Here is a 19945-nt window from a genome sequence, read left to right on the forward strand (position 1 = left end):
GCGCAGGCGGTTTTTTAACGCCTGCGCCCTCCCTGCCTTGCCATGATTCCTGAAGACAAAAGCGCTTCCGCCTCCACCACATCCTCCTCGCGTTCGGTGCTCCTATGGCTCGTGGCCATCGGCTTTTTCATGCAGACGCTGGACGGCACCATCGTCAATACCGCGCTGCCCACCATGGCCGAGGCCCTGGGCGAGAGCCCGCTGCGCATGCAGTCCGTCATCGTCGCCTATTCGCTGACCATGGCCATGCTGATCCCGGCATCGGGCTGGATGGCCGACCGCTTCGGCACGCGGCGCGTCTACCTGTGGGCGATTGCGCTGTTCGTGCTGGGATCGGTGCTGTGCGCGATTGCGCCCAACCTGCAGCTGATGGTGGCCGCACGCGTGCTGCAGGGCATGGGCGGTGCGCTGCTCATGCCCGTGGGCCGGCTGGCCGTGCTGCGCGCCTTTCCGCGCGAGCAGTTCCTCAAGGCCATGAGCTTCGTGGCCATTCCCGGCCTGGTCGGGCCGCTGATCGGCCCCACGCTGGGCGGCTGGATGGTGGAGTACGTGAGCTGGCACTGGATCTTCCTGGTCAACGTGCCCGTGGGCCTGATCGGCCTGGCCGCTACCCTGCGCTTCATGCCCGTGGGCGACCGCTTCGCCGTCAAGCGCTTCGACGGCGTGGGCTATGCGCTGCTGGCCTTCGGCATGGTGGCCGTGTCGCTGGCGCTGGACAGCATGTCGGGCAAGGGCATCCACGGCGCCATGGTCTTCGTGCTGCTGATCTTCGGCCTGGCCAGCCTGGCCGCCTACTGGCTGCATGCGCTGCGCCGGCCCGACCCGCTGTTCGCCCCCGAGCTGTTCGCCGTGCGCAGCCTGCGCGTGGGCCTGCTGGGCAATCTGTTCTCGCGCCTGGGCAGCTCCTGCATGCCCTTCCTGATCCCGCTGGTGCTGCAGGTCTGCCTGGGCTTTTCGCCGCTGCAGGCCGGCATGATGATGCTGCCCACGGTGCTGGCCAGCATGGCCATGAAGCGCCAGACCACCACGCTGATCCAGCGCATCGGCTACCGCCGCGTGCTCATGGGCAACACCCTGGTGCTGTCGCTGATGATCGCCAGCTTCGGCACGGTCTCCACGGCGCTGCCGCTGTGGGTGGTCATCGTCCAGCTGCTGATCTTCGGCGCCACCAACTCCATGCAGTTCACGGCCATGAACACCGTCACGCTCAAGGACCTGGATGCCGGCAACGCCAGCAGCGGCAACAGCCTGCTGTCCATGGTGCAGATGCTGGCCATGGGCATGGGCGTGGCCGCCGCAGGTGCGGTGCTGGCCGGTTTCAGCGAATGGTTCGGCGGCGATACGCCGCAGCACACCCTCAATGCCTTCCGCGCCACCTTCGTCTGCATGGGCGCGGTGACGCTGGCCTCGACCATGATCTTCTCGCAGCTGGGCGACGATGAGGATGTGCGGCCCAAGCCTTTGGAGCCGGCCGAGCACGAGTGAGGGCTGTGCATAGCTTTTGAACCCTGAACCGCTGCAATCCACACTTTTGTTGCGGGTTTACCCTTGTTTTTGGCAAGGATATATGGCAGCCCGCATAGGAAATATCGAGGCCGTCTTATGCGTTTGGGCGGGGCTGGACTTAATCTCGGGTACATCCGCAGGACTTACGCAAGCAAGAACGCAAACACGCCATCGCCACAGGGCCAGCGGCTTTCTTCCTCGGAATTTGCGTAAGTCGTGATCCGAACAGTCCACGCACCAGCAGTTGCCCCCACGAGCATGAGCCAGAGCCCCAGTTCCCAACCCATCCGCTTCTATCACCGCGGCCAGATCGTCGAGGTACAGGGGCCGCATCCCACGCGCTCGGTGCTCGACTGGCTGCGCGGCGACGCGCGCTGCACCGGCACCAAGGAGGGCTGCAACGAAGGTGACTGCGGCGCCTGCACCGTGGTCATCGCCGAGCTGGCCGAAGACGGCGCGCCCGACGCCGTGGGCGGCCTGCAGCTGCAGACGGTCAATGCCTGCATCCAGTTCCTGCCCACGCTGCACGGCAAGGCGCTGTTCACGGTGGAGGACGTCAAGGGCCAGTGCGCCGGCAAGCAGGGCTGTGCCACGGGCAAGCCCGCAGGTGGTGCCGAGCTGCACCCCGTGCAGCAGGCGCTGGTGGACTGTCACGGCTCCCAATGCGGCTTTTGCACGCCGGGCTTCGTGATGTCGCTGTGGTCGGCCTACGAGCACCACCAGCAGGCCGGCACGCGTCCCTCGCGCCAGCAGCTGGCCGACGAGCTGTCGGGCAATCTGTGCCGCTGCACGGGCTACCGTCCCATCCTGGACGCAGGCCAGCGCATGTTCGACCTGCCCGCCACGCGCATGGCCACCGAACCCGTGGTGCAGGCACTGCAGGGCCTGCGCGCGCAGGATGCCGGCCTGGACTACGCCGCTCCCAACGCCGCCCAGGGCGGCCGTGTGGACAGCTTCCACGCTCCGCGCACGCTGGACGAGCTGGCCGCCGTGTGCGAGGCCAAGCCCCGCGCGCGCCTGCTGGCAGGTTCCACCGATGTGGGGCTGTGGGTGACCAAGCAGTTCCGCGACCTGGGCGACATCGTCTATGTGGGCGACGTGGCCGAGATGAAGCGCGTCGAGGAGCGCCGCGGCGCGGGCAGCCTGGACGGCGGCGAGCTGTACATCGGCGCCGGTGCCTCGCTGGAATCGGCCTGGTCGGCGCTGTCGCAGCGCTTCGAGGGGCTGACCGATGTGTGGCTGCGCTTTGCCTCCGTGCCCATCCGCCATGCGGGCACCATGGGCGGCAACGTGGCCAATGGCTCGCCCATTGGCGACTCCCCGCCCGTGCTGATGGCGCTGGACGCGCAGATCGAGCTGCGCAAGGGCGCGCGCGTGCGCCGCATGCCGCTGCATGACTTCTATCTGGACTACATGAAGAACCAGCTGGAACCGGGCGAGTTCGTGCAGGCACTGGCCGTGCCGCTGGACGCTGCACGGCGCCAGACCCGTGCCTACAAGATCAGCAAGCGCTTTGACTGCGACATCTCGGCGCTGTGCGCAGGGCTGGCCATCGAGCTCGATGGCGAGGTGGTGAAGTCCGCGCGCCTGGCCTTTGGCGGCATGGCCGCCGTGGTCAAGCGTGCGGCCCTGGCGGAGGCGGCCATCGTGGGCCAGCCCTGGGACCAGGCCGCAGTGAAGGCCGCCCAGGCCGCGCTGGCCCAGGACTTCAAGCCCATGTCCGACATGCGCGCCAGCGCCGACTACCGGCTCAAGGTGGCGCAGAACCTGCTGCAGCGCCTGTGGCTGGAGACACGTCCGCAGCAGCCGCTGCCGCTGCAGGCCACCAGCGTCTGGAGCGTGATGCCCCACGCAGTGCACCAAGGAGCCTGAAATGAACCGCCCCATCGACCCTTCCCTGCTGCACTCGTCCGAGGCCTTTGCGCATTACCTGAAGAACACCGCCTTCCGCGTGGACGAGCGTGCCGAGGCCGGCGCCCACACCCAGGGCCAGCGCGTGGGCATCAGCCGCCCGCATGAGTCGGCCCATCTGCATGTAGCCGGCGAGGCCGCCTACATCGACGACCTGCCCGAGCTGGACGGCACGCTGCACTGTGCGCTGGGCCTGTCGCCCGTGGCCAATGGCCGGCTCAATGCGCTCAAGCTCGACGCCATCCGCGCCATGCCCGGCGTGGTGGCCGTGCTCACCGGCGAGGACATTCCCGGCGTCAACGACTGCGGCTCCATCATCCACGACGACCCCATCCTGTGCAGCGGCGAGATCCGCTACCTGGGCCAGCCGCTGTTCGCCGTGATCGCCGAAAGCCGCGAGGCGGCGCGCCTGGCTGCGGCCCAGGCCAAGGCGGCGGCCGACATCACGGCCGAGCCGCCCGTGCTCACGCCCCAGCAGGCGCATGAGCTGGGCCAGTACGTGCTGCCGCCCATGCACCTGGCGCGCAGCACGAATGAAGGCGGCGCGCGCCGCGCCATGGACGAGGCGCCGCACCGCCTGAAGTCCTCGTTCTACGTGGGCGGCCAGGAGCAGTTCTACCTGGAAGGCCAGATCAGCTACGCCATCCCCAAGGAGGACGGCGCCGTCCACCTGTACTGCTCCACCCAGCACCCCAGCGAGATGCAGCACCTGGTGGCGCATGCGCTGGGCGTGGCCTCGCACGCCGTGCATGTGGAGTGCCGCCGCATGGGCGGCGGCTTCGGCGGCAAGGAGTCGCAGTCTGCCCTGTTCGCCTGCGTGGCCTCGGTGGCCGCGACGCGGCTGCGCCGCCCCGTCAAGCTGCGCCTGGACCGCGATGACGACTTCATGATCACGGGCCGCCGCCACTGCTTCTGGTACGAGTACGAGGTGGGCTACGACGACGAGGGCCGCATCCTCGGCGCCGAGATCTCCATGGTCTCGCGCGCCGGCCACTCGGCCGACCTGTCCGGCCCCGTGATGACGCGCGCGCTGTGCCACTTCGACAACACGTACTGGCTGCCCGATGTGTCCATGCACGGCTACTCCGGCAAGACCAATACGCAGAGCAATACGGCGTTCCGCGGCTTCGGCGGCCCGCAGGGCGCGATCGCCATCGAGAACATCATGGAGACGGTGGCGCGCGAGCTGGGGCGCGACGCGCTCGACGTGCGCCGCGTCAACTTCTACGGCAAGACCGAGCGCAACGTCACGCCCTATAGCCAGGTCGTGACCGACAACATCATCCACGAGCTGGTGGCCGAGCTGGAAACCTGCAGCGACTACCGCGCGCGCCGCGATGCCATCGCCGAGTTCAACGCGGCCAGCCCCGTGCTCAAGCGCGGCCTGTCGCTGACGCCGCTCAAGTTCGGCATCTCCTTCAACGTCAAGCACTTCAACCAGGCCGGCGCCCTGGTCCATGTCTACAACGACGGCTCCATCCTCGTGAACCACGGCGGCACCGAGATGGGCCAGGGCCTGAACACCAAGGTGGCCCAGGTCGTGGCGCACGAGCTGGGCGTGGGCTTCGGGCGCGTGCGCGTCACGGCCACCGACACCACCAAGGTGGCCAACACCTCGGCCACGGCGGCATCGACGGGGGCCGACCTCAACGGCAAGGCCGCGCAGGACGCGGCGCGCCAGATCCGCGAGCGCCTGGCCGCCTGCGCCGCAGAGCGCCATGGCGGTCGCGCGGAGGACGTGCGCTTTGCCAACGACCAGGTCCACGTCAACGGCAAGGTGCTGGACTTCAAGGCCGTGGTGGGCGAGGCCTACATCGAGCGCGTGCAGCTGTGGTCCGACGGCTTCTATGCCACGCCCGGCCTGTCGTGGAACAAGGACACCATGCAGGGCCGGCCCTTCTTCTACTACGCCTACGGTGCCGCCGTGAGCGAGGTGGTGGTGGACACGCTGACCGGCGAGTTCAAGCTGCTGCGCGCCGACGTGCTGCACGATGTGGGCCGCTCGCTGAACCCCGCCGTGGACGTGGGCCAGGTCGAGGGCGCCTTCATCCAGGGCATGGGCTGGCTGACCACGGAAGAGCTGGTCTGGCACCCGCAAAGCGGCAAGCTCACCACGCACGCCCCGAGCACCTACAAGATCCCGACGGCCAACGACTGCCCGCCCGTGTTCAACGTGCGGCTGTTCGAGGGCGACAACTTCGAGGACTCCATCCACCGCAGCAAGGCCGTGGGCGAGCCGCCGCTGCTGCTGCCGTTCTCGGTGTTCTTCGCCATCCGCGATGCCGTCTCGGCCGCGGGCGGGCACCGCAGCAACCCGCCGCTGCAATCGCCGGCCACGCCGGAATCCATCCTGCGCGCCATCGAGGCCGTGCAGGCCGCCGGGAGCTGAGCGGACCGGCGCCGCCCCCTCATTCCTTGAATCCGCGCGCAGCGATGCGCGCAACCAGGTCCATGGCCGCCCGGCAGGGTGCCATGCCTTGTGCCGGCCTGGACAGCCGGTGCTCAACCCTGGGCGCTTTCACAACCGTTGCGCCCCGCATGCGAAAACAACACGGAGACAATGCGATGAACTGGATGGAACGGGTGTTCAAGCTCAGTGAGCACGGCACCAATGTAAGAACCGAGCTGGTCGCGGGCCTGACGACCTTTCTGACGATGGCCTACATCATCTTCGTCAATCCCTCGATCCTGGGGGATGCGGGGATGCCCAAGGGGGCCGTCTTCGTGGCCACCTGCCTGATCGCGGCGCTGGGCACGACCATCATGGCGCTGTACGCCAACTATCCCATCGCGCTGGCGCCGGGCATGGGCCTGAACGCCTATTTCGCTTACGTGGTGGTGCTGCACATGGGCTTCACCTGGCAGGCCGCGCTGGGTGCGGTCTTCGTCTCGGGCTGCCTGTTCCTGCTGGTGACGCTGTTCGGCCTGCGGGAGCTGATCATCAAGGGCATACCGCAGTCCATACGCATAGCGATCACCGTGGGCATCGGCCTGTTCCTGGCGCTGATCGCGCTCAAGAGCGCGGGCATCGTCGCCGCGTCGCCGGCCACCTTCGTGACCCTGGGCGACCTGCACAAGCCCGAAGTCATCCTGGCCTCGCTGGGCTTTCTGATCATCGTGGTGCTGGACCGCCTGAAGGTGCCGGGCGCCATCCTGATCGGTATCGTCGTGGTCACCGTGGCCTCGTTCTTCTTCGCGGGCAACGAGTTCCACGGCGTGTTCTCGGCGCCGCCCTCCATCGCGCCCACCTTCCTGCAGCTGGACATCAAGTCCGCGCTGACGGGCGGCATCCTCAACGTGGTGCTGGTGTTCTTCCTGGTCGAGCTGTTCGATGCCACGGGCACGCTGATGGGTGTGGCCAAGCGCGCGGGCCTGCTGGTGCCCAGCCGCATGGGCCGCTTCAACCGTTCGCTGCTGGCCGACAGCGGCGCCATCTTCGCGGGCTCGCTGCTGGGCACCTCCAGCACCACGGCCTACGTGGAAAGCGCGGCCGGCGTGCAGGCTGGCGGCCGCACGGGCCTGACGGCGCTGACCGTGGCCGCGCTCTTCCTGTGCTGCCTGTTCCTGTCGCCCCTGGCCGGCGTGGTGCCCGGCTACGCCACGGCGCCCGCGCTGTTCTTCGTGGCCTGCCTGATGCTCAAGGAGCTGACCGAGATCGAATGGGGCGAGACCACCGAGGCCATCCCCGCCGCCGTCACGGCACTGCTCATGCCCTTCACCTACTCGGTGGCCAATGGCCTGGCCTTCGGTTTCATCACCTATGCCGTGCTCAAGCTGTTCACGGGCCGTTCCAAGGAAGTGCACTGGATGGTGTGGCTGATCGGCGGCGTCTTCCTCTTCAAGTTCGTCTATATCGGCGGATAGCACCCCCTGAGGCGCTGACGCGCCTTCCCTCGTATGCACGGCGCCCTCTCTCGCTTCGCGGGAGGGGGACGACGCCCTCGCCGCGAGGCGGCTCTTGCTCGGCGTCCCTGCTTTTGGGCCGCGCCAGTTTCATAGGCTTTGGGCTCAGGCAAGATGTTTGGTGGGCCCATGCTTGGCGGATGCCTTGCATGGTTTTTTTATGCGGGGTAGATGGCGCCCAGGATGCGCGGGCCGCGTGCGCCTGTGACGGCCGGCAGGTTGCCGGGCAGGCCCAGCAGGGCCTGGCGCGCCAGCCAGGCGAAGGCGGCGGCCTCCACCTGCTGCGGCGGCAGGCCGCGCGCGGCCGTGGTGTCCACGGCCACGCCGGGCAGCAGGGCGGCGATGCGCTGCATCAGCTGCGTGTTGAAGGCGCCGCCGCCGCAGACCAGCAGCTCGCCGCCGCCACGCCCGAAGCGCTGCACGGCACTGGCGCAGGCCCGGGCCGTGAATTCGGTGAGCGTGGCCTGCACGTCGGTGGGGCGGGCATCGGCGGCGCTGGTTGCACTGGCGGACAGATGGCCGGCCAGCCAGTCCGCGTGGAACAGGTCGCGCCCCGTGCTCTTGGGTGGCGGCTGCTGCAGGAAAGGCTCGGCCAGCAGGCGGTCGAGCAGGGCGGGCAGCACCTGGCCCGTGGCCGCCCACTGGCCGCCGTCGTCATAGGGCTGGCCCGTGTGTGTCTGGCACCAGCCGTCCATCAGCGCATTGCCGGGGCCGCAGTCGAAGCCCAGCACCGTGCCATCGCCGGCCAGCACGCTGAGATTGGCAATGCCGCCGATGTTGAGCACCAGCACCGTCTCGCCGGGCCGGCCGAACACGCCCTGGTGGAAGGCGGGCACCAGTGGCGCACCCTGGCCGCCAGCGGCCACGTCGCGGCTGCGCAGGTCGGCCACCACGGCAACGCCGCTGAGCTCGGCCAGCAGGACCGGGCTGTTGAGCTGCAGCGTGTAGCCCGTGCCGTCGAACATCTGCGGCCGGTGGCGCACGGTCTGGCCGTGGGCGCCGATGGCCGCGATCTGGCCGGGCGCCAGGCCCGTGGCCTGCAGCAGCTCCCGCACCACCTCGGCATAGCTGCGCGCCAGCGCATTGGCCGCCAGCGCCGCGCGGTGCAGCTCGTCGCGGCCCTCGGGGGTGTTCAGGGCCAGCAGCTCGGCGCGCAGCGCGGCATCAAAGCCACGGCTGGCATGCCACAGCACCTGCGTGCCTTCGGCAAAGTCCACAAGCACGCCATCCACCCCGTCTAGCGAGGTGCCGGACATCAGGCCTATGCAGTAGCGGTGGGCGATGGGGGAGGGGGCTGGCTGGTTCATGCCGGCAATGGTAGCCCTGCAGGACCCCGGGGCTGGCGATCACAAAAGGATGCGTCTGAAACAACAAAGGCTGCCAGGGCAGCCTTTGGAGGGGGGTGCAGTGCTCAGCGCTCGGTGGCCAAGGCCAGCGCCTCGTTCGATGCCTGCAGCTCGATGCGCATCTGCGCGGCCATCTTGTCGAAGGCGGCGCGGCCGGCCTTGGAGACGGGGCGGGCGGCATCGGTGGCCTGGACGATGGTCATGGGGTCGCGGTGCTCGCCATTGACGCGGAACTCGAAGTGCAGGTGCGGGCCCGTGGCCCAGCCCGTGGAGCCCACGTTGCCGATGATGTCGCCCTGTTCCACGCGCTGGCCGCGCGTGACGCCGATGTGGCTCAGGTGGGCATAGACCGTGGTGTGGTTGTTGGCGTGGTCCACGAAGATCACGTTGCCGTAGCCGTTCTGCACTCCCGCGAAGGAGACGGTGCCGTCGCCCACGGTGCGTACCTTGGTGCCCGTGGGCGCCGCGAAGTCCGTTCCCAGGTGGGCTCGCCAGGTCTTGTGGATGGGGTGCATGCGCATGGCAAAGCCGCTGCTGATGCGCGAGAACTCCACGGGCGAGGTCAGGTAGGCCTGGCGGCGGCTCTTGCCGTCCATGGTGTAGTAGTCGCCCTTGGCCTTGCCTTCGTCCTGGAACCACAGGGCCTGCACGACCTTGCCGTTGTTGTGGAACTCGGCGCTGAGCACGCGGCCCGCGCGCAGCGGCTCGCCATCGGCTTCCAGCGATTCGTAGACCACCGAGAAGCGGTCGCCCTTGCGCAGGCCGCGGCGGAAGTCCACGTCGCCCTGGAAGATGTCGGCCATCTGCATGGCCACGGCGTCGGGAATGGAGGCCGCATCGGTGGCGGCGAACAGCGAGCTGCGGATGATGCCGCCGGCCAGGCGCGGCGAGGCGGTCAGCTTGCCCGTCTCGATGCGTGTGCTCAGTTCATTGTTCTTGCGCTCGACCACGAGGCGGCGGAAGCTGCCGTCCTCGTCGGGTGCCCAGCGCACGGTCAGCAGGGACAACTGGTGGTCGGGCGTGGTCTCGGCCGTCACCAGGCGGCCGGCGCGGCCCAGCACATGCTGGCGCACCTGGTCGTTGCCGCGCATGAAGGCGGCGGCGGCCGGATCGGCCACGCCCAGGCGCTGCAGCAGGGTTTCGGCCGTGTCGCTGCCACGCGTGTATTCGGAACGGTACAGGGACATGCCCTGCACACTGTCGGTCAGCTCGGCCAGGGTCTGGCCTTCTGCCAGCGATTCCACGGGCGTGGAGAGCATGCGCACCGGCAGGTCGGCCGGATCGGGTCCCAGGTTGGCCACGGCGAAGGCGCCGCCGCCGCCCGTGAGCAAGATGGCTGCCAGTGCTGCGGTGACACGCTGGGGGTGTTGCTGGATCACGGAGGTCAGCCGCGCAACAAGAGCACCGCTGGCATGGTTCAAGCCATATTTCACAACATCAGATCCTTGGGTTGCGCGCATCCGGCCTGGGGGCCGGACAGCATCGCAGCGGCGGGATACGCTCTCCAGACGGGCAACAAGTCCGCGCTCTGTGGTGCGGAAAGGCGGGCGTCTAGAATTCGCCGCAGCGGGAAAATCCCCGGAGTATACCGACGCGGTCCTACGCGGCCTGGCGAAAAACCCTTATGAATCAATCTGCTGTTACAACATACCCGGTCACTGAAGGTGTAGGCCAAGCGCTTGAAATCACCCTGCGCGGCGTGGATGAACTGCTGCCCCAGGCCGACTGGGTGCAGAAACTGGCCCGCTCCGAGGCCACGGGCGTGCCGCTGCGCATCAAGCTGGGCCTGGATCCGACGGCGCCCGACATCCACCTGGGCCACACCGTGGTGCTCAACAAGATGCGCCAGCTGCAGGACCTGGGCCACCAGGTGATCTTCCTGATCGGCGATTTCACCACCCTGATCGGCGACCCTTCGGGCCGCAACAGCACGCGCCCGCCGCTGACGGCCGAGCAGATCAAGGTCAACGCCGAGACCTACTACACCCAGGCCGCCAAGGTGCTGGACCCGGCGCGCACCGAGGTGCGCTACAACAGCGAGTGGTGCGACAAGCTGGGCGCGCGCGGCATGATCGAGCTGTCGGCCAAGTACACGGTGGCCCGCATGATGGAGCGCAACGACTTCCACCAGCGCTTCACCGAGGGCAGCTCCATCAGCCTGCATGAATTCCTCTACCCGCTGCTGCAGGGCTATGACTCGGTGGCGCTGCGCGCCGACCTGGAAATGGGCGGCACGGACCAGAAGTTCAACCTGCTCATGGGCCGCCACCTGCAGCAGGAATACGGGCAGGACACGCAGTGCGTGCTCACCATGCCGCTGCTGGTGGGCCTGGACGGCGAGCACAAGATGTCCAAGTCCAAGAACAACTACATCGGCATCACCGAGGACGCCAACACCATGTTCGCCAAGGTGCTGAGCATCTCGGACACGCTGATGTGGAACTGGTACACCCTGCTGTCATTCAAGAGCCTGGCCGAGATCGCCGCGCTCAAGGCCGAGGTGGAAGGCGGGCGCAATCCCAAGGACGCCAAGGTGCTGCTGGCCAAGGAGATCACGGCGCGCTTTCACAGCGCGGCGCTGGCCGATGCGGCCGAGCAGGATTTCAACAACCGCAGCAAGGGCGGCATTCCCGACCAGATCGACGAGGTCAGCCTGTCGGGCGCGCCGCTGGGCATCGGTGCCCTGCTCAAGCAGGCCAACCTGGCGCCCTCGACCAGCGAGGCCAACCGCCTGATCGACGGCGGCGGCGTGCGCGTGGATGGCACGGCCATCAGCGACCGGGGCCTCAAGCTCGAAGCCGGCACCTATGTGGTGCAAGTGGGCAAGCGCAAGTTTGCGCGCGTGACGCTGGGCTGATGCCCGCGCCGGGCCATGCGCCCGGCTGCACAGGGATGAAGGACGCCGGCATGCCCGCGTCCTTTTTTCATCGCCGGGCCGCCCCAAGATGAAAACGGCCCCCTCGGGGGGCGCGGACCTTGCGCAGCAAGGGGAGCATGGGGGTTATTTTTCAAGCCGGGGGCGATTCGACGGTTTCGCGCGTGACCTCGGCCTGCTCCTGCAGCCACCGGCAGAAGGCGGCCACCTCGGGACGCGCGGCGCTGCGCGGGCCCACGATCAGCCAGTAGGCCAGCGGCGATTCCAGCCGGTGCGCGGGCAGCACCTCGACCAGGTCGCCAGCCGCCAGCGCATCGGCCACCAGCGGCAGGCGTGCAATGGCCAGGCCCTGTCCGGCCAGTGCGGCCTGCACGATCTGGTGGGCGTAGTTGAAGTACAGCCAGCGCGGCGGCTGCAGCTGGTCGCAGCCCTGCACGCCGAACCAGCGCTGCCAGCCCAGCCACTCCAGCTGGGGCATGCGGTGGGCGTCGCCGGTCTCGATCAGCGTGTAGCGGGCCGCGTCGGCCGGCGTCTTGAGCGGCGGGCCGCCGGCCAGCAGGCGCGGGCTGGCCACCACGGCCAATTGCTCGCCGAACAGGCGCTGCGCCTGGTGCCAGCCGTCGCCCGCGCGGCCGTAGCGCAGGGCCAGGTCCACATCGGTGGTGTCCAGGTCCATCACGGTGTCGCTGGTGTCGATGCGGATGTCGATATCGGGCCAGGCGCGCTGGAAGGACTCCAGGCGCGGGATCAGCCACATGGCGGCAAAGCTGGCCCAGGTGGTGATGGCCACGCTCTTGCGGCCCACGGTCTGGCGGATCTGGCGCACCGAGGCGTCGATCTGCTCCAGCGCGGGCGCCACCGAGCGCAGCAGCTGGGCGCCGGCCCCGGTCAGCTCCACGGCGCGCGTGTGACGCAGGAACAGCGGCACGCCGACTTCATCCTCCAGCGACTGGATCTGGCGGCTCACGGCCGACTGCGTCAGCGACAGCTCGTCGGCGGCCGCGCGGAAATTCAGGTGCCGGGCCACGGCCAGGAAGGCACGCAGATGGCCGGCTCCGATGGCGCGTGTGCGCAGCAGGGGAACGGGTGCAGTGGTGGCATGGGGCATGGCGCCGCCAGCATACGTCAATCGTGTGACCGGCCGCAGCCCTTGGCGGGCAGATAATCGGCGGCGTTGCCGGCACAGGTTCTGGCGTTTTGGATGAATCACCTATGACAGCACCTCTGGATCTCGTCATCATGGCCGCGGGCAAGGGCACGCGCATGAAAAGCCGCCTGCCCAAAGTCCTTCAGCGCCTGGCGGGGCGCCCGCTGCTGGGCCATGTGCTGGCGACCGCAGCGCAGCTGGATGCGCGTTCGGCCGTGGTGGTCACGGGCCACGGCGCGGACCAGGTGGAGCCCGCCATGGCGGCGGCCTGCCAGGGCGGCTCCATGGCGCTGAAGTTCGTGCGCCAGGAGCCGCAGCTGGGCACGGGCCATGCGGTGCAGCAGGCCGTGCCTGCGCTGGCGGGCGACGGCATGGTCATCGTGCTCTCGGGCGATGTGCCGCTGACGCAGGCCGACACGCTGCGCGCCCTGGTCGATGCGGCCGATGGCCAGCGGCTGGCGCTGCTGACCGTGCGCCTGCCCGATCCCACGGGCTATGGCCGCATCGTGCGCGGCGAAGACGGCACGGTGCAGCGCATTGTCGAGCAAAAGGATGCCAATGACGCCCAGCGCGCCATCCAGGAAATCTACAGCGGCATCATGGCCGTGCCGGCCCGCCACCTGGCCGGCTGGCTGGCCCGCCTGACCAATGACAACGCCCAGGGCGAGTACTACCTGACCGACGTGGTCGCCATGGCCGTGGCCGACGGCGTGCCCGTGGTCGCGCACTGCATTGCCGACCCCGTGCAGGTGGCCGGCGTCAACAGCCCGCTGCAGCTGGCCGAGCTGGAGCGCGCCCACCAGGGCGCCCAGGCCCGCACGCTGATGGAGCAGGGCGTGCGCCTGGCCGACCCCGCGCGCTTTGACCTGCGCGATGACCCGCGCACCGGCCGCGCGGCACGCCTGGTCTGCGGGCAGGATGTGGAGATCGACGTGGGCTGCATCTTCAGCGGCCATGTGGAGATTGGCGAAGGCGCGCGCATCGGCGCCTATTGCAGCATTGCCAACGCCACGATTGCGGCGGGCGCCGTCATCCATCCGTACACGCATGTCGATGGCGAGAAGGCCGGCGTCAGCGTGGGCGAGGGCGCCCTGGTGGGCCCGTTTGCGCGCCTGCGCCCCGGGGCGCAGCTGGGCCGCGAAGTGCACATCGGCAACTTCGTCGAGGTCAAGAACTCCGTGCTGGCCGATGGCGCCAAGGCCAACCACCTGGCCTACCTGGGCGATGCCACGGTGGGCGAGCGCGTCAACTATGGCGCCGGCTCCATCACGGCCAACTACGACGGCGTGAACAAGCACCGCACGGTGATCGAGGCCGACGTGCACATCGGCAGCAACTGCGTGCTGGTGGCGCCCGTCACCATTGGCGCGGGCGGCACGGTGGGCGGCGGCTCCACGGTCACCAAGAGCACCGAGCCTGGCGTGCTCACGGTATCGCGGGGCAGGCAGGTGAGCATCACCAGCTGGAAGCGCCCGGTCAAACTGCCCAAGTCCTGAGACTTCCGAGACACGTGGGCTCGAGGGCCCGCATCGCCGGCGGGTCCCGTACGGGGCAAGCCGATTTTCCGAATCTCCTGACCCTGTCCATGCCATGACGGAACCTTTCGCCCACCCTCCGCCCGACCCTGCCGCCGACCTGCAAGGCCCGCCCCGCACGCTGCAGGACGCGCTGGAGCGCCTGGCCCAGCGCGAGCAGGAGCTGCAGGCCCTGCGCGCCGCGCAGCAGGAATGGCTGCACGCGGTGTCGCACGACCTGCGCGCGCCGCTGCGCCATGTGCTGTCCTTCGGCCCCCTGGTGGACGAGCTGCTGTCGCAGGCCGCGCCTTCGCCGCAGGAGCTGCAGGAGGCACGCGGCTTCCTGCAGACCATGGACCAGTCCGCCCGACGCATGGGCGGCATGCTCGACGGCCTGCTGGCCCTGGCGCGCGCCGCCCGCACGCCCATGCAGTGGCAGCCCATTGCCTTGCAGGAACTGCTGGAGCAGGCGCGCACGGCGGTGCTGGCGCAGCCGCGCTGGGCGGCCTGCGGCGCGGCGGCGCGGCTGCAATGGAGCCTGCCGCAGCAAAGTCCCGCCGTGCGTGCCGACGCGGCCCTGCTGCGCCAGGTGCTGGAGGCGCTGCTGGACAACGCCGTCAAGTTCACCCAGCCCGTGGCCCAGCCGCGCATTGCCATCGATGTGGAGCGTCATGCCGACGGCGGCATCACGCTCAGCGTGACGGACAACGGCGTGGGGTTCGACCCCTCGCGTGCGGGCGCGCTGTTCGGCATCTTCCAGCGCATGCACCGTGAGTCGGAGTTTCCGGGCCTGGGCACGGGCCTGGCCCTGGTGCGCGGCGTCATGCGCCGCCACGGCGGCGAGGCCACCATCCGCGCCACGCCGGCGGGCGGCTGCAGCGTATGCCTGAACTGGCCCGGCGGCGAAGTGCGGCGCACGGATCGCGGGCTCTGAGTCTGCCTGCCGCTGGCGCCAGCCCTCAGATCAGCGTGTCGTCCGGCTCGGGCTGGTGTGCCTGGCGCGAGGCCTCGCTGCCCGCGTCCGTGCCCGACCTGGTGGGCGCGCTGCCGGCCATCAGCGGCGCAGCAGGTATCACCTGGTCGCGCCCGGCGTCCTTGGCGCTGTAGAGCGCGCTGTCGGCCGCATTGATCCAGTCCTTGACCGACAGAAAGCTGGGGTCCGCCGCCGCCACGCCAATGCTGGCGCTGACGCGCAGATGCGGGTGCTCGCGCACGCGCAGCTGGCTCAGCTGGTTGCGTATGCGCAGGGCCACCGCATAGGCATCGTCCAGATGGGTGTGCATGCACAGCACGGCGAATTCATCGCCTCCGTAGCGGCCGGCCGCGTCATGCGATCGCAGGCAGTGCCGGATGGTCAGGCCGATGGCCTGCAGCACCTCGTCACCCACGGTGTGCCCAAAGCTGTCGTTGATGCGCTTGAAGTGGTCTATGTCCACGATCAGCAGGCAGGCCGAGGTCTGCGTCTGCCGGTAGTCGCGCAGCGCGGCGCGCGCCTTCTGCCACCAGTAGTCGCGGCTGTACAGCGTGGTCAGGGGGTCGATGCGGCTGAGCACCTGCAGCTTCACGTTCTGTCGTGCCAGCTTGCGCACCAGCTGGCGCGTGGACCAGCTGGAGAACACGCTGTGCAGCAGGAGCAGGGGCAGCATGCTCAGCTGCACTGCCAGGCTGGCCTCCCACTCGGGCGCGGGCCGCAGCAGCAGGGCCCCCACGGCGGCGGCCAGGAAGGTGGCGAACAGCGATTGCAGCCAGCCGTCGCGCGTGGCCGTGTGGTTGCGGTCTGCAATGCTGATGGCCAGCAGCGCAATGCTGGGCAATGCACAGAAATGCATGACGGGAATCCAGCTGCCGATGATCAGCGCATCTATCTTCAGATTGGCGTGTTCGGCGCGGTGGCTGTCACGGCTGTGGCGGGCGTGGAGAAAGGCGATGTGCGGCCAGACGAGGGCGCTCACCAGCACAAAGCCCCAGACAGCCGTGCTGGCGCCCAGCTCGGTCATGGTCGTGCCCACGACGAGGCCACCCAAAGCCATGCTGGAGACGCGCAAGGGATAGGTGCGGCGATGGATGCGCTGGCGCAAGGACATGGCGGTGCGAGCCGAGTGCGCGCCGATTGCCTAGCGCGTCAGAAAGTGTTGTTGCATCAATTTGTATCATTGTCCCCGTGCGTGCGCAACGCCTTAAAGTCCAACGTTGCCCAAAGTTGGCGTTCGGGACACATTGCAGGCTTGCTGTCCTACGCAGTCCCGCCGCCGCGCAGTTTCCTGATGCGCACAATTACTCGCAAAATCAAGCGTCCTGGCCTCATTGGGCGCCTGTTCCGGGATTTGCCGGCGGCAGCGGCATGGCGGTGGAGAACTTGGCGCGCCTGACGCTGAAAAAACTCTTGACATTGCGCACGTTGGCGTCGCCCGTGAATAGCGCCCGGCTCAACTCCAGGTAGGCCGGCATGTCGGGCGCGGCCACCACGAGGATGAAATCAGGCCCCGCCGATACGCGCCAGCACTGCTGCACGGCGTCCAGCGCCACGGCGCGGCGCTCGAATCCGTCCAGCGCGTCACTGTCCTGGCGGTCCAGCGAGACCTCCACAATGGCCTGCAGCCCATGGCCCAGGGCGGCGGCCAGGCGTTCGGGCTGCAGGATGGCCACCTGCCGCTCGATCAGCCCGGACTCCTGCAGCCGCCGCACGCGGCGCAGGCAGGTGGGCGGCGACAGCTGCAGCAGCGCGGCCAGGGCCTGGTTGCTGCGGCTGCAGTCTTCTTGCAGCAGCTGCAGCAGCTGCAGGTCGGTAGCGTCCAGTTGAATGGAATTTTGGTTCATTTTGTTATTTATATTGAAATAATATTTCTTGAATGCCTGATGATGAAATATTAGGTCAATAGATAAGGAAATCTGGAGAGAAATTTCTTTTCAACCTGCGTAGCATCCGTCGTCATCTCGAAACAAGGAGCTTGTCCATGTGTGGCATCGTCGCAGCGGTTTCCTTCCGCGATATCGTCCCCGTTCTCGTCCAGGGCCTGCAGCGCCTGGAATATCGCGGCTATGACTCCTGCGGCGTGGCCGTGCAGGCGCTGGACGCACAGGGCGTGCACAGCCTGGGCCTGCGGCGCGCCCGCTCCACGGCGCGCGTGGCCGAACTCATGGACCAGGTGCAACAGGACAAGGTCATCGGCCACACCGGCATTGCCCACACGCGCTGGGCCACGCATGGCGAGCCGGCGGTGCGCAACGCCCATCCGCATTTCAGCCACGGCCCTGGCGTCTCGCCCGTGGCCGACACCGACCAGCCGGCCCGCGTGGCCCTGGTGCACAACGGCATCATCGAAAACTACGAAGCCCTGCGCGCCGAGCTGCAGTCCAAGGGCTATGTCTTCGCCAGCCAGACGGACACCGAGGTCATCGCCCACCTGGTGGACAGCCTCTACGGCGGCGACCTGTTCGAGGCCGTGCAGGCCGCCACGCAGCGCCTGCATGGCGCCTTTGCCATCGCCGTCATGCACAAGGACGAACCGCAGCGCGTGGTGGGCTCGCGCGCCGGCTCGCCGCTGATCCTGGGCGTCGGCCAGGACGGTGCCGAACACTTCCTGGCCAGCGACGCCATGGCCCTGGCCGGCGTGACCGACCAGATCGTCTACCTGGAAGAGGGCGACATCGTGGACCTGCAGCCTGGCCGCTACTGGCTGGTGGGCAAGGGCGGCGAGCGGCTGGCGCCCGAGCAGCGCCCCGTGCGCACCGTGCACGCCCACAGCGGCGCGGCCGAGCTGGGTCCCTACCGCCACTACATGCAAAAGGAAATCTTCGAGCAGCCGCGCGCCATTGCCGACACGCTGGAAGGCGTGCAGGCCATCGTGCCCGAGCTGTTCGACGGCGTGGCCTCGGACGGCAAGGCCGGCACTTCGGCCTGGCGCGTGTTCAAGGAGATCGACCGCGTGCTCATCCTGGCCTGCGGCACCAGCTACTACAGCGGCTGCACGGCCAAGTACTGGATCGAGTCGCTGGCCGGCCTGCCCTGCAGCGTGGAAGTGGCCAGCGAATACCGCTACCGCACCAGCGTTCCCCATCCCAAGACCCTGGTCGTCACCATCAGCCAGTCGGGCGAGACCGCCGACACCCTGGCCGCGCTGCGCCATGCCCAGAACCTGGGCATGAAGCACACGCTGACCGTCTGCAACGTGGCCACCAGCGCCATGGTGCGCGAATGCGAGCTGGCCTACATCACGCGCGCCGGCGTGGAGATCGGCGTGGCCTCCACCAAGGCCTTCACCACCCAGCTGGCGGGCCTGTTCCTGCTGACCCTGGCCCTGGCCCAGTCGCAAGGGCGGCTGAGCGAGGAAAAGGAGCAGCAATACCTGGCCGCCATGCGCCACCTGCCCGTGGCCCTGCAATCCGTGCTGGCGCTGGAGCCCCAGGTCATCAGCTGGTCCGAGGACTTCGCCAAGCGCGAGAACGCGCTCTTCCTGGGCCGTGGCATCCACTACCCGATTGCGCTGGAAGGCGCGCTCAAGCTCAAGGAAATCAGCTACATCCACGCCGAGGCCTATCCGGCCGGCGAGCTCAAGCACGGCCCGCTGGCCCTGGTGGACAGCGCCATGCCCGTGGTCACGGTGGCGCCCAATGACGAGCTGCTGGAAAAGCTCAAGAGCAACATGCAGGAAGTGCGTGCGCGCGGCGGCGTGCTCTATGTGCTGGCCGATGCCAAGACCAACATCGAAAGCAGCGAAGGCATGCATGTCATCCGCATGCCCGAGAACTACGGCGCGCTCAGCCCCATCCTGCACGTGGTCCCGCTGCAGCTGCTGGCCTACCACACGGCCTGCGCACGCGGCACCGATGTGGACAAGCCGCGCAACCTGGCCAAGAGCGTGACGGTGGAGTGAGGCGGGGGCGGGGTAGGGCGCAGGTATTCTGGGTAATTAAAGTCGTGAACACGCAATTAAAGTCGTAAACAAGCCTCCAGGATTCATGCAGATCTGCGCCGTGGTCGTTTACAAGGGTAAAACCGTAAACCGAATCAGACGGCTAGTGCAGACATAGATATGCGGAGATAACCATAGCCTGGTTTAGGTTTGTTGCTATAAAAAGAGCGCACATTTGGGGCGCTCTTTTTTTGTTTCACGAGGACTCCAGCTCGGCAATTCGCTGGACTACGCCAAGGCTCGATACAGCAGGTTTATCAATAACTTAGGCGAGTTCAACATATGCCGGTGCTTTCCGAAGCTTGACCCGGCTTCCTCTCGCATGGCTCCCATGCGGCTCTTGGAAACCGGGCTTTCCGAGGAGTCATCATGGCGAAGATCAAGCTCACCAAGTCCGCAGTCGATGCGGCACAACCTCAAGACAAGGCCATCGAACTGCGGGACACCGTGGTGCCCGGCTTCCTGTGCAAGATCACCCCGGCGGGCCGCAAGGTGTTCATGCTTCAGTACCGCACGAACGCCGGCGAGCGCCGCAAGCTCGCCTTGTAGCAGTACGGGGAACTGACGGTCGATCAGGCACGCACGATGGCGCAGGAGTGGCTGACCGAACAAGCCTGCCCGCCTTTGGCAATCTGCATCGCTACAACGCGACCCGGTTTGCTTTCTACAGGCTCTCATGTAGCTCCCAGCCCACAACGCTGCATCCTCTACTAGCGGCGTGAAACAGAGCTAACCTCTTGCTCCATATATGGTTTCAAGTCCCGTGTGATTTCAACAAAAGGCTTGACGCCAGCCATTTTTTATCAATAGATGCGTGGGCTGCTGCCGGT

13 protein-coding genes and 1 pseudogene are annotated in these 19945 nt (G+C 67.8%); 9 read left to right on the forward strand and 5 right to left on the reverse strand.

The window, feature by feature from the left end:
- Positions 1 to 42: 42 nt before the first annotated feature.
- From mdtD to DTS01S_RS20220, 4 genes are all read left to right on the forward strand, one after another.
- Positions 43 to 1485, forward strand: a complete 1443-nt coding sequence (gene mdtD, locus DTS01S_RS20205) for a multidrug transporter subunit MdtD (RefSeq protein WP_016448457.1) — start codon at positions 43 to 45, stop codon at positions 1483 to 1485.
- A gap of 279 nt (positions 1486 to 1764) precedes the next feature.
- Positions 1765 to 3378 (forward strand): xanthine dehydrogenase small subunit, encoded by a 1614-nt coding sequence (gene xdhA / locus DTS01S_RS20210; protein WP_047218459.1) that lies wholly within the window; start codon positions 1765 to 1767, stop codon positions 3376 to 3378.
- A 1-nt stretch (position 3379) separates the two neighbouring features.
- Positions 3380 to 5806: a xanthine dehydrogenase molybdopterin binding subunit gene (gene xdhB, locus DTS01S_RS20215; RefSeq protein WP_061288599.1), complete on the forward strand. Its 2427-nt coding sequence runs from the start codon at positions 3380 to 3382 to the stop codon at positions 5804 to 5806.
- 176 nt (positions 5807 to 5982) lie between these two features.
- On the forward strand, positions 5983 to 7281 hold the full coding sequence (locus DTS01S_RS20220) for an NCS2 family permease (protein ID WP_016448452.1): 1299 nt from the start codon (positions 5983 to 5985) through the stop codon (positions 7279 to 7281).
- A 197-nt stretch (positions 7282 to 7478) separates the two neighbouring features.
- Here the strand turns inward: DTS01S_RS20220 and DTS01S_RS20225 are convergent, their stop codons facing one another.
- Together DTS01S_RS20225 and DTS01S_RS20230 are read right to left on the reverse strand one after the other, a co-directional pair.
- Positions 7479 to 8627, reverse strand: coding sequence for an anhydro-N-acetylmuramic acid kinase (locus DTS01S_RS20225; protein WP_061288601.1), 1149 nt, complete (start codon positions 8625 to 8627; stop codon positions 7479 to 7481).
- 104 nt (positions 8628 to 8731) lie between these two features.
- Positions 8732 to 10126, reverse strand: coding sequence for a peptidoglycan DD-metalloendopeptidase family protein (locus DTS01S_RS20230; RefSeq protein ID WP_052151611.1), 1395 nt, complete (start codon positions 10124 to 10126; stop codon positions 8732 to 8734).
- Between the two features lie 164 nt (positions 10127 to 10290).
- On the opposite strand from DTS01S_RS20230, the gene tyrS reads away from it, so the two are divergent.
- Complete coding sequence (gene tyrS / locus DTS01S_RS20235; protein WP_016448449.1) at positions 10291 to 11523, forward strand: tyrosine--tRNA ligase; 1233 nt, start codon at positions 10291 to 10293, stop codon at positions 11521 to 11523.
- A 151-nt stretch (positions 11524 to 11674) separates the two neighbouring features.
- Here the strand turns inward: tyrS and DTS01S_RS20240 are convergent, their stop codons facing one another.
- A complete protein-coding gene (locus DTS01S_RS20240; RefSeq protein WP_061288603.1) occupies positions 11675 to 12649 on the reverse strand; it encodes a LysR substrate-binding domain-containing protein in 975 nt (324 codons plus the stop codon).
- A 104-nt stretch (positions 12650 to 12753) separates the two neighbouring features.
- On the opposite strand from DTS01S_RS20240, the gene glmU reads away from it, so the two are divergent.
- Positions 12754 to 14184: a bifunctional UDP-N-acetylglucosamine diphosphorylase/glucosamine-1-phosphate N-acetyltransferase GlmU gene (gene glmU / locus DTS01S_RS20245; protein WP_034348976.1), complete on the forward strand. Its 1431-nt coding sequence runs from the start codon at positions 12754 to 12756 to the stop codon at positions 14182 to 14184.
- Positions 14185 to 14278: 94 nt separating this feature from the next.
- On the forward strand, positions 14279 to 15136 hold the full coding sequence (locus DTS01S_RS20250) for a sensor histidine kinase (RefSeq protein WP_016448447.1): 858 nt from the start codon (positions 14279 to 14281) through the stop codon (positions 15134 to 15136).
- A gap of 25 nt (positions 15137 to 15161) precedes the next feature.
- Here the strand turns inward: DTS01S_RS20250 and DTS01S_RS20255 are convergent, their stop codons facing one another.
- The gene (locus tag DTS01S_RS20255; protein ID WP_061288604.1) at positions 15162 to 16286 is read right to left on the reverse strand and encodes a GGDEF domain-containing protein; all 1125 of its coding nucleotides are present in this window, start codon (positions 16284 to 16286) and stop codon (positions 15162 to 15164) included.
- A 217-nt stretch (positions 16287 to 16503) separates the two neighbouring features.
- Positions 16504 to 17019, reverse strand: a complete 516-nt coding sequence (locus DTS01S_RS20260) for an Lrp/AsnC family transcriptional regulator (protein ID WP_016448445.1) — start codon at positions 17017 to 17019, stop codon at positions 16504 to 16506.
- A gap of 137 nt (positions 17020 to 17156) precedes the next feature.
- Here DTS01S_RS20260 and glmS point away from each other — a divergent pair, with 137 nt between their 5' ends.
- Together glmS and DTS01S_RS20270 are read left to right on the forward strand one after the other, a co-directional pair.
- Entirely contained in the window at positions 17157 to 19076 is a 1920-nt protein-coding gene (gene glmS, locus DTS01S_RS20265; RefSeq protein WP_016448444.1) for a glutamine--fructose-6-phosphate transaminase (isomerizing), read from the forward strand.
- Between the two features lie 408 nt (positions 19077 to 19484).
- Positions 19485 to 19724, forward strand: a pseudogene (locus tag DTS01S_RS20270) (Arm DNA-binding domain-containing protein); the annotation flags it as partial.
- Positions 19725 to 19945: the final 221 nt, after the last annotated feature.

It is taken from the genome of Delftia tsuruhatensis NBRC 16741, from assembly GCF_001571325.1.
Taxonomy (GTDB): Bacteria; Pseudomonadota; Gammaproteobacteria; order Burkholderiales; family Burkholderiaceae_C; genus Comamonas; species Comamonas tsuruhatensis.

Coding starts and splice junctions, on each gene's coding strand:
- mdtD (WP_016448457.1), top strand. CDS start 43: ATGATTCCTGAAGACAAAAGCGCTTCCGCCTCCACCACATCCTCCTCG.
- xdhA (WP_047218459.1), top strand. CDS start 1,765: ATGAGCCAGAGCCCCAGTTCCCAACCCATCCGCTTCTATCACCGCGGC.
- xdhB (WP_061288599.1), top strand. CDS start 3,380: ATGAACCGCCCCATCGACCCTTCCCTGCTGCACTCGTCCGAGGCCTTT.
- DTS01S_RS20220 (WP_016448452.1), top strand. CDS start 5,983: ATGAACTGGATGGAACGGGTGTTCAAGCTCAGTGAGCACGGCACCAAT.
- DTS01S_RS20225 (WP_061288601.1), bottom strand. CDS start 8,627: ATGAACCAGCCAGCCCCCTCCCCCATCGCCCACCGCTACTGCATAGGC.
- DTS01S_RS20230 (WP_052151611.1), bottom strand. CDS start 10,126: ATGCGCGCAACCCAAGGATCTGATGTTGTGAAATATGGCTTGAACCAT.
- tyrS (WP_016448449.1), top strand. CDS start 10,291: ATGAATCAATCTGCTGTTACAACATACCCGGTCACTGAAGGTGTAGGC.
- DTS01S_RS20240 (WP_061288603.1), bottom strand. CDS start 12,649: ATGCCCCATGCCACCACTGCACCCGTTCCCCTGCTGCGCACACGCGCC.
- glmU (WP_034348976.1), top strand. CDS start 12,754: ATGACAGCACCTCTGGATCTCGTCATCATGGCCGCGGGCAAGGGCACG.
- DTS01S_RS20250 (WP_016448447.1), top strand. CDS start 14,279: ATGACGGAACCTTTCGCCCACCCTCCGCCCGACCCTGCCGCCGACCTG.
- DTS01S_RS20255 (WP_061288604.1), bottom strand. CDS start 16,286: ATGTCCTTGCGCCAGCGCATCCATCGCCGCACCTATCCCTTGCGCGTC.
- DTS01S_RS20260 (WP_016448445.1), bottom strand. CDS start 17,019: ATGAACCAAAATTCCATTCAACTGGACGCTACCGACCTGCAGCTGCTG.
- glmS (WP_016448444.1), top strand. CDS start 17,157: ATGTGTGGCATCGTCGCAGCGGTTTCCTTCCGCGATATCGTCCCCGTT.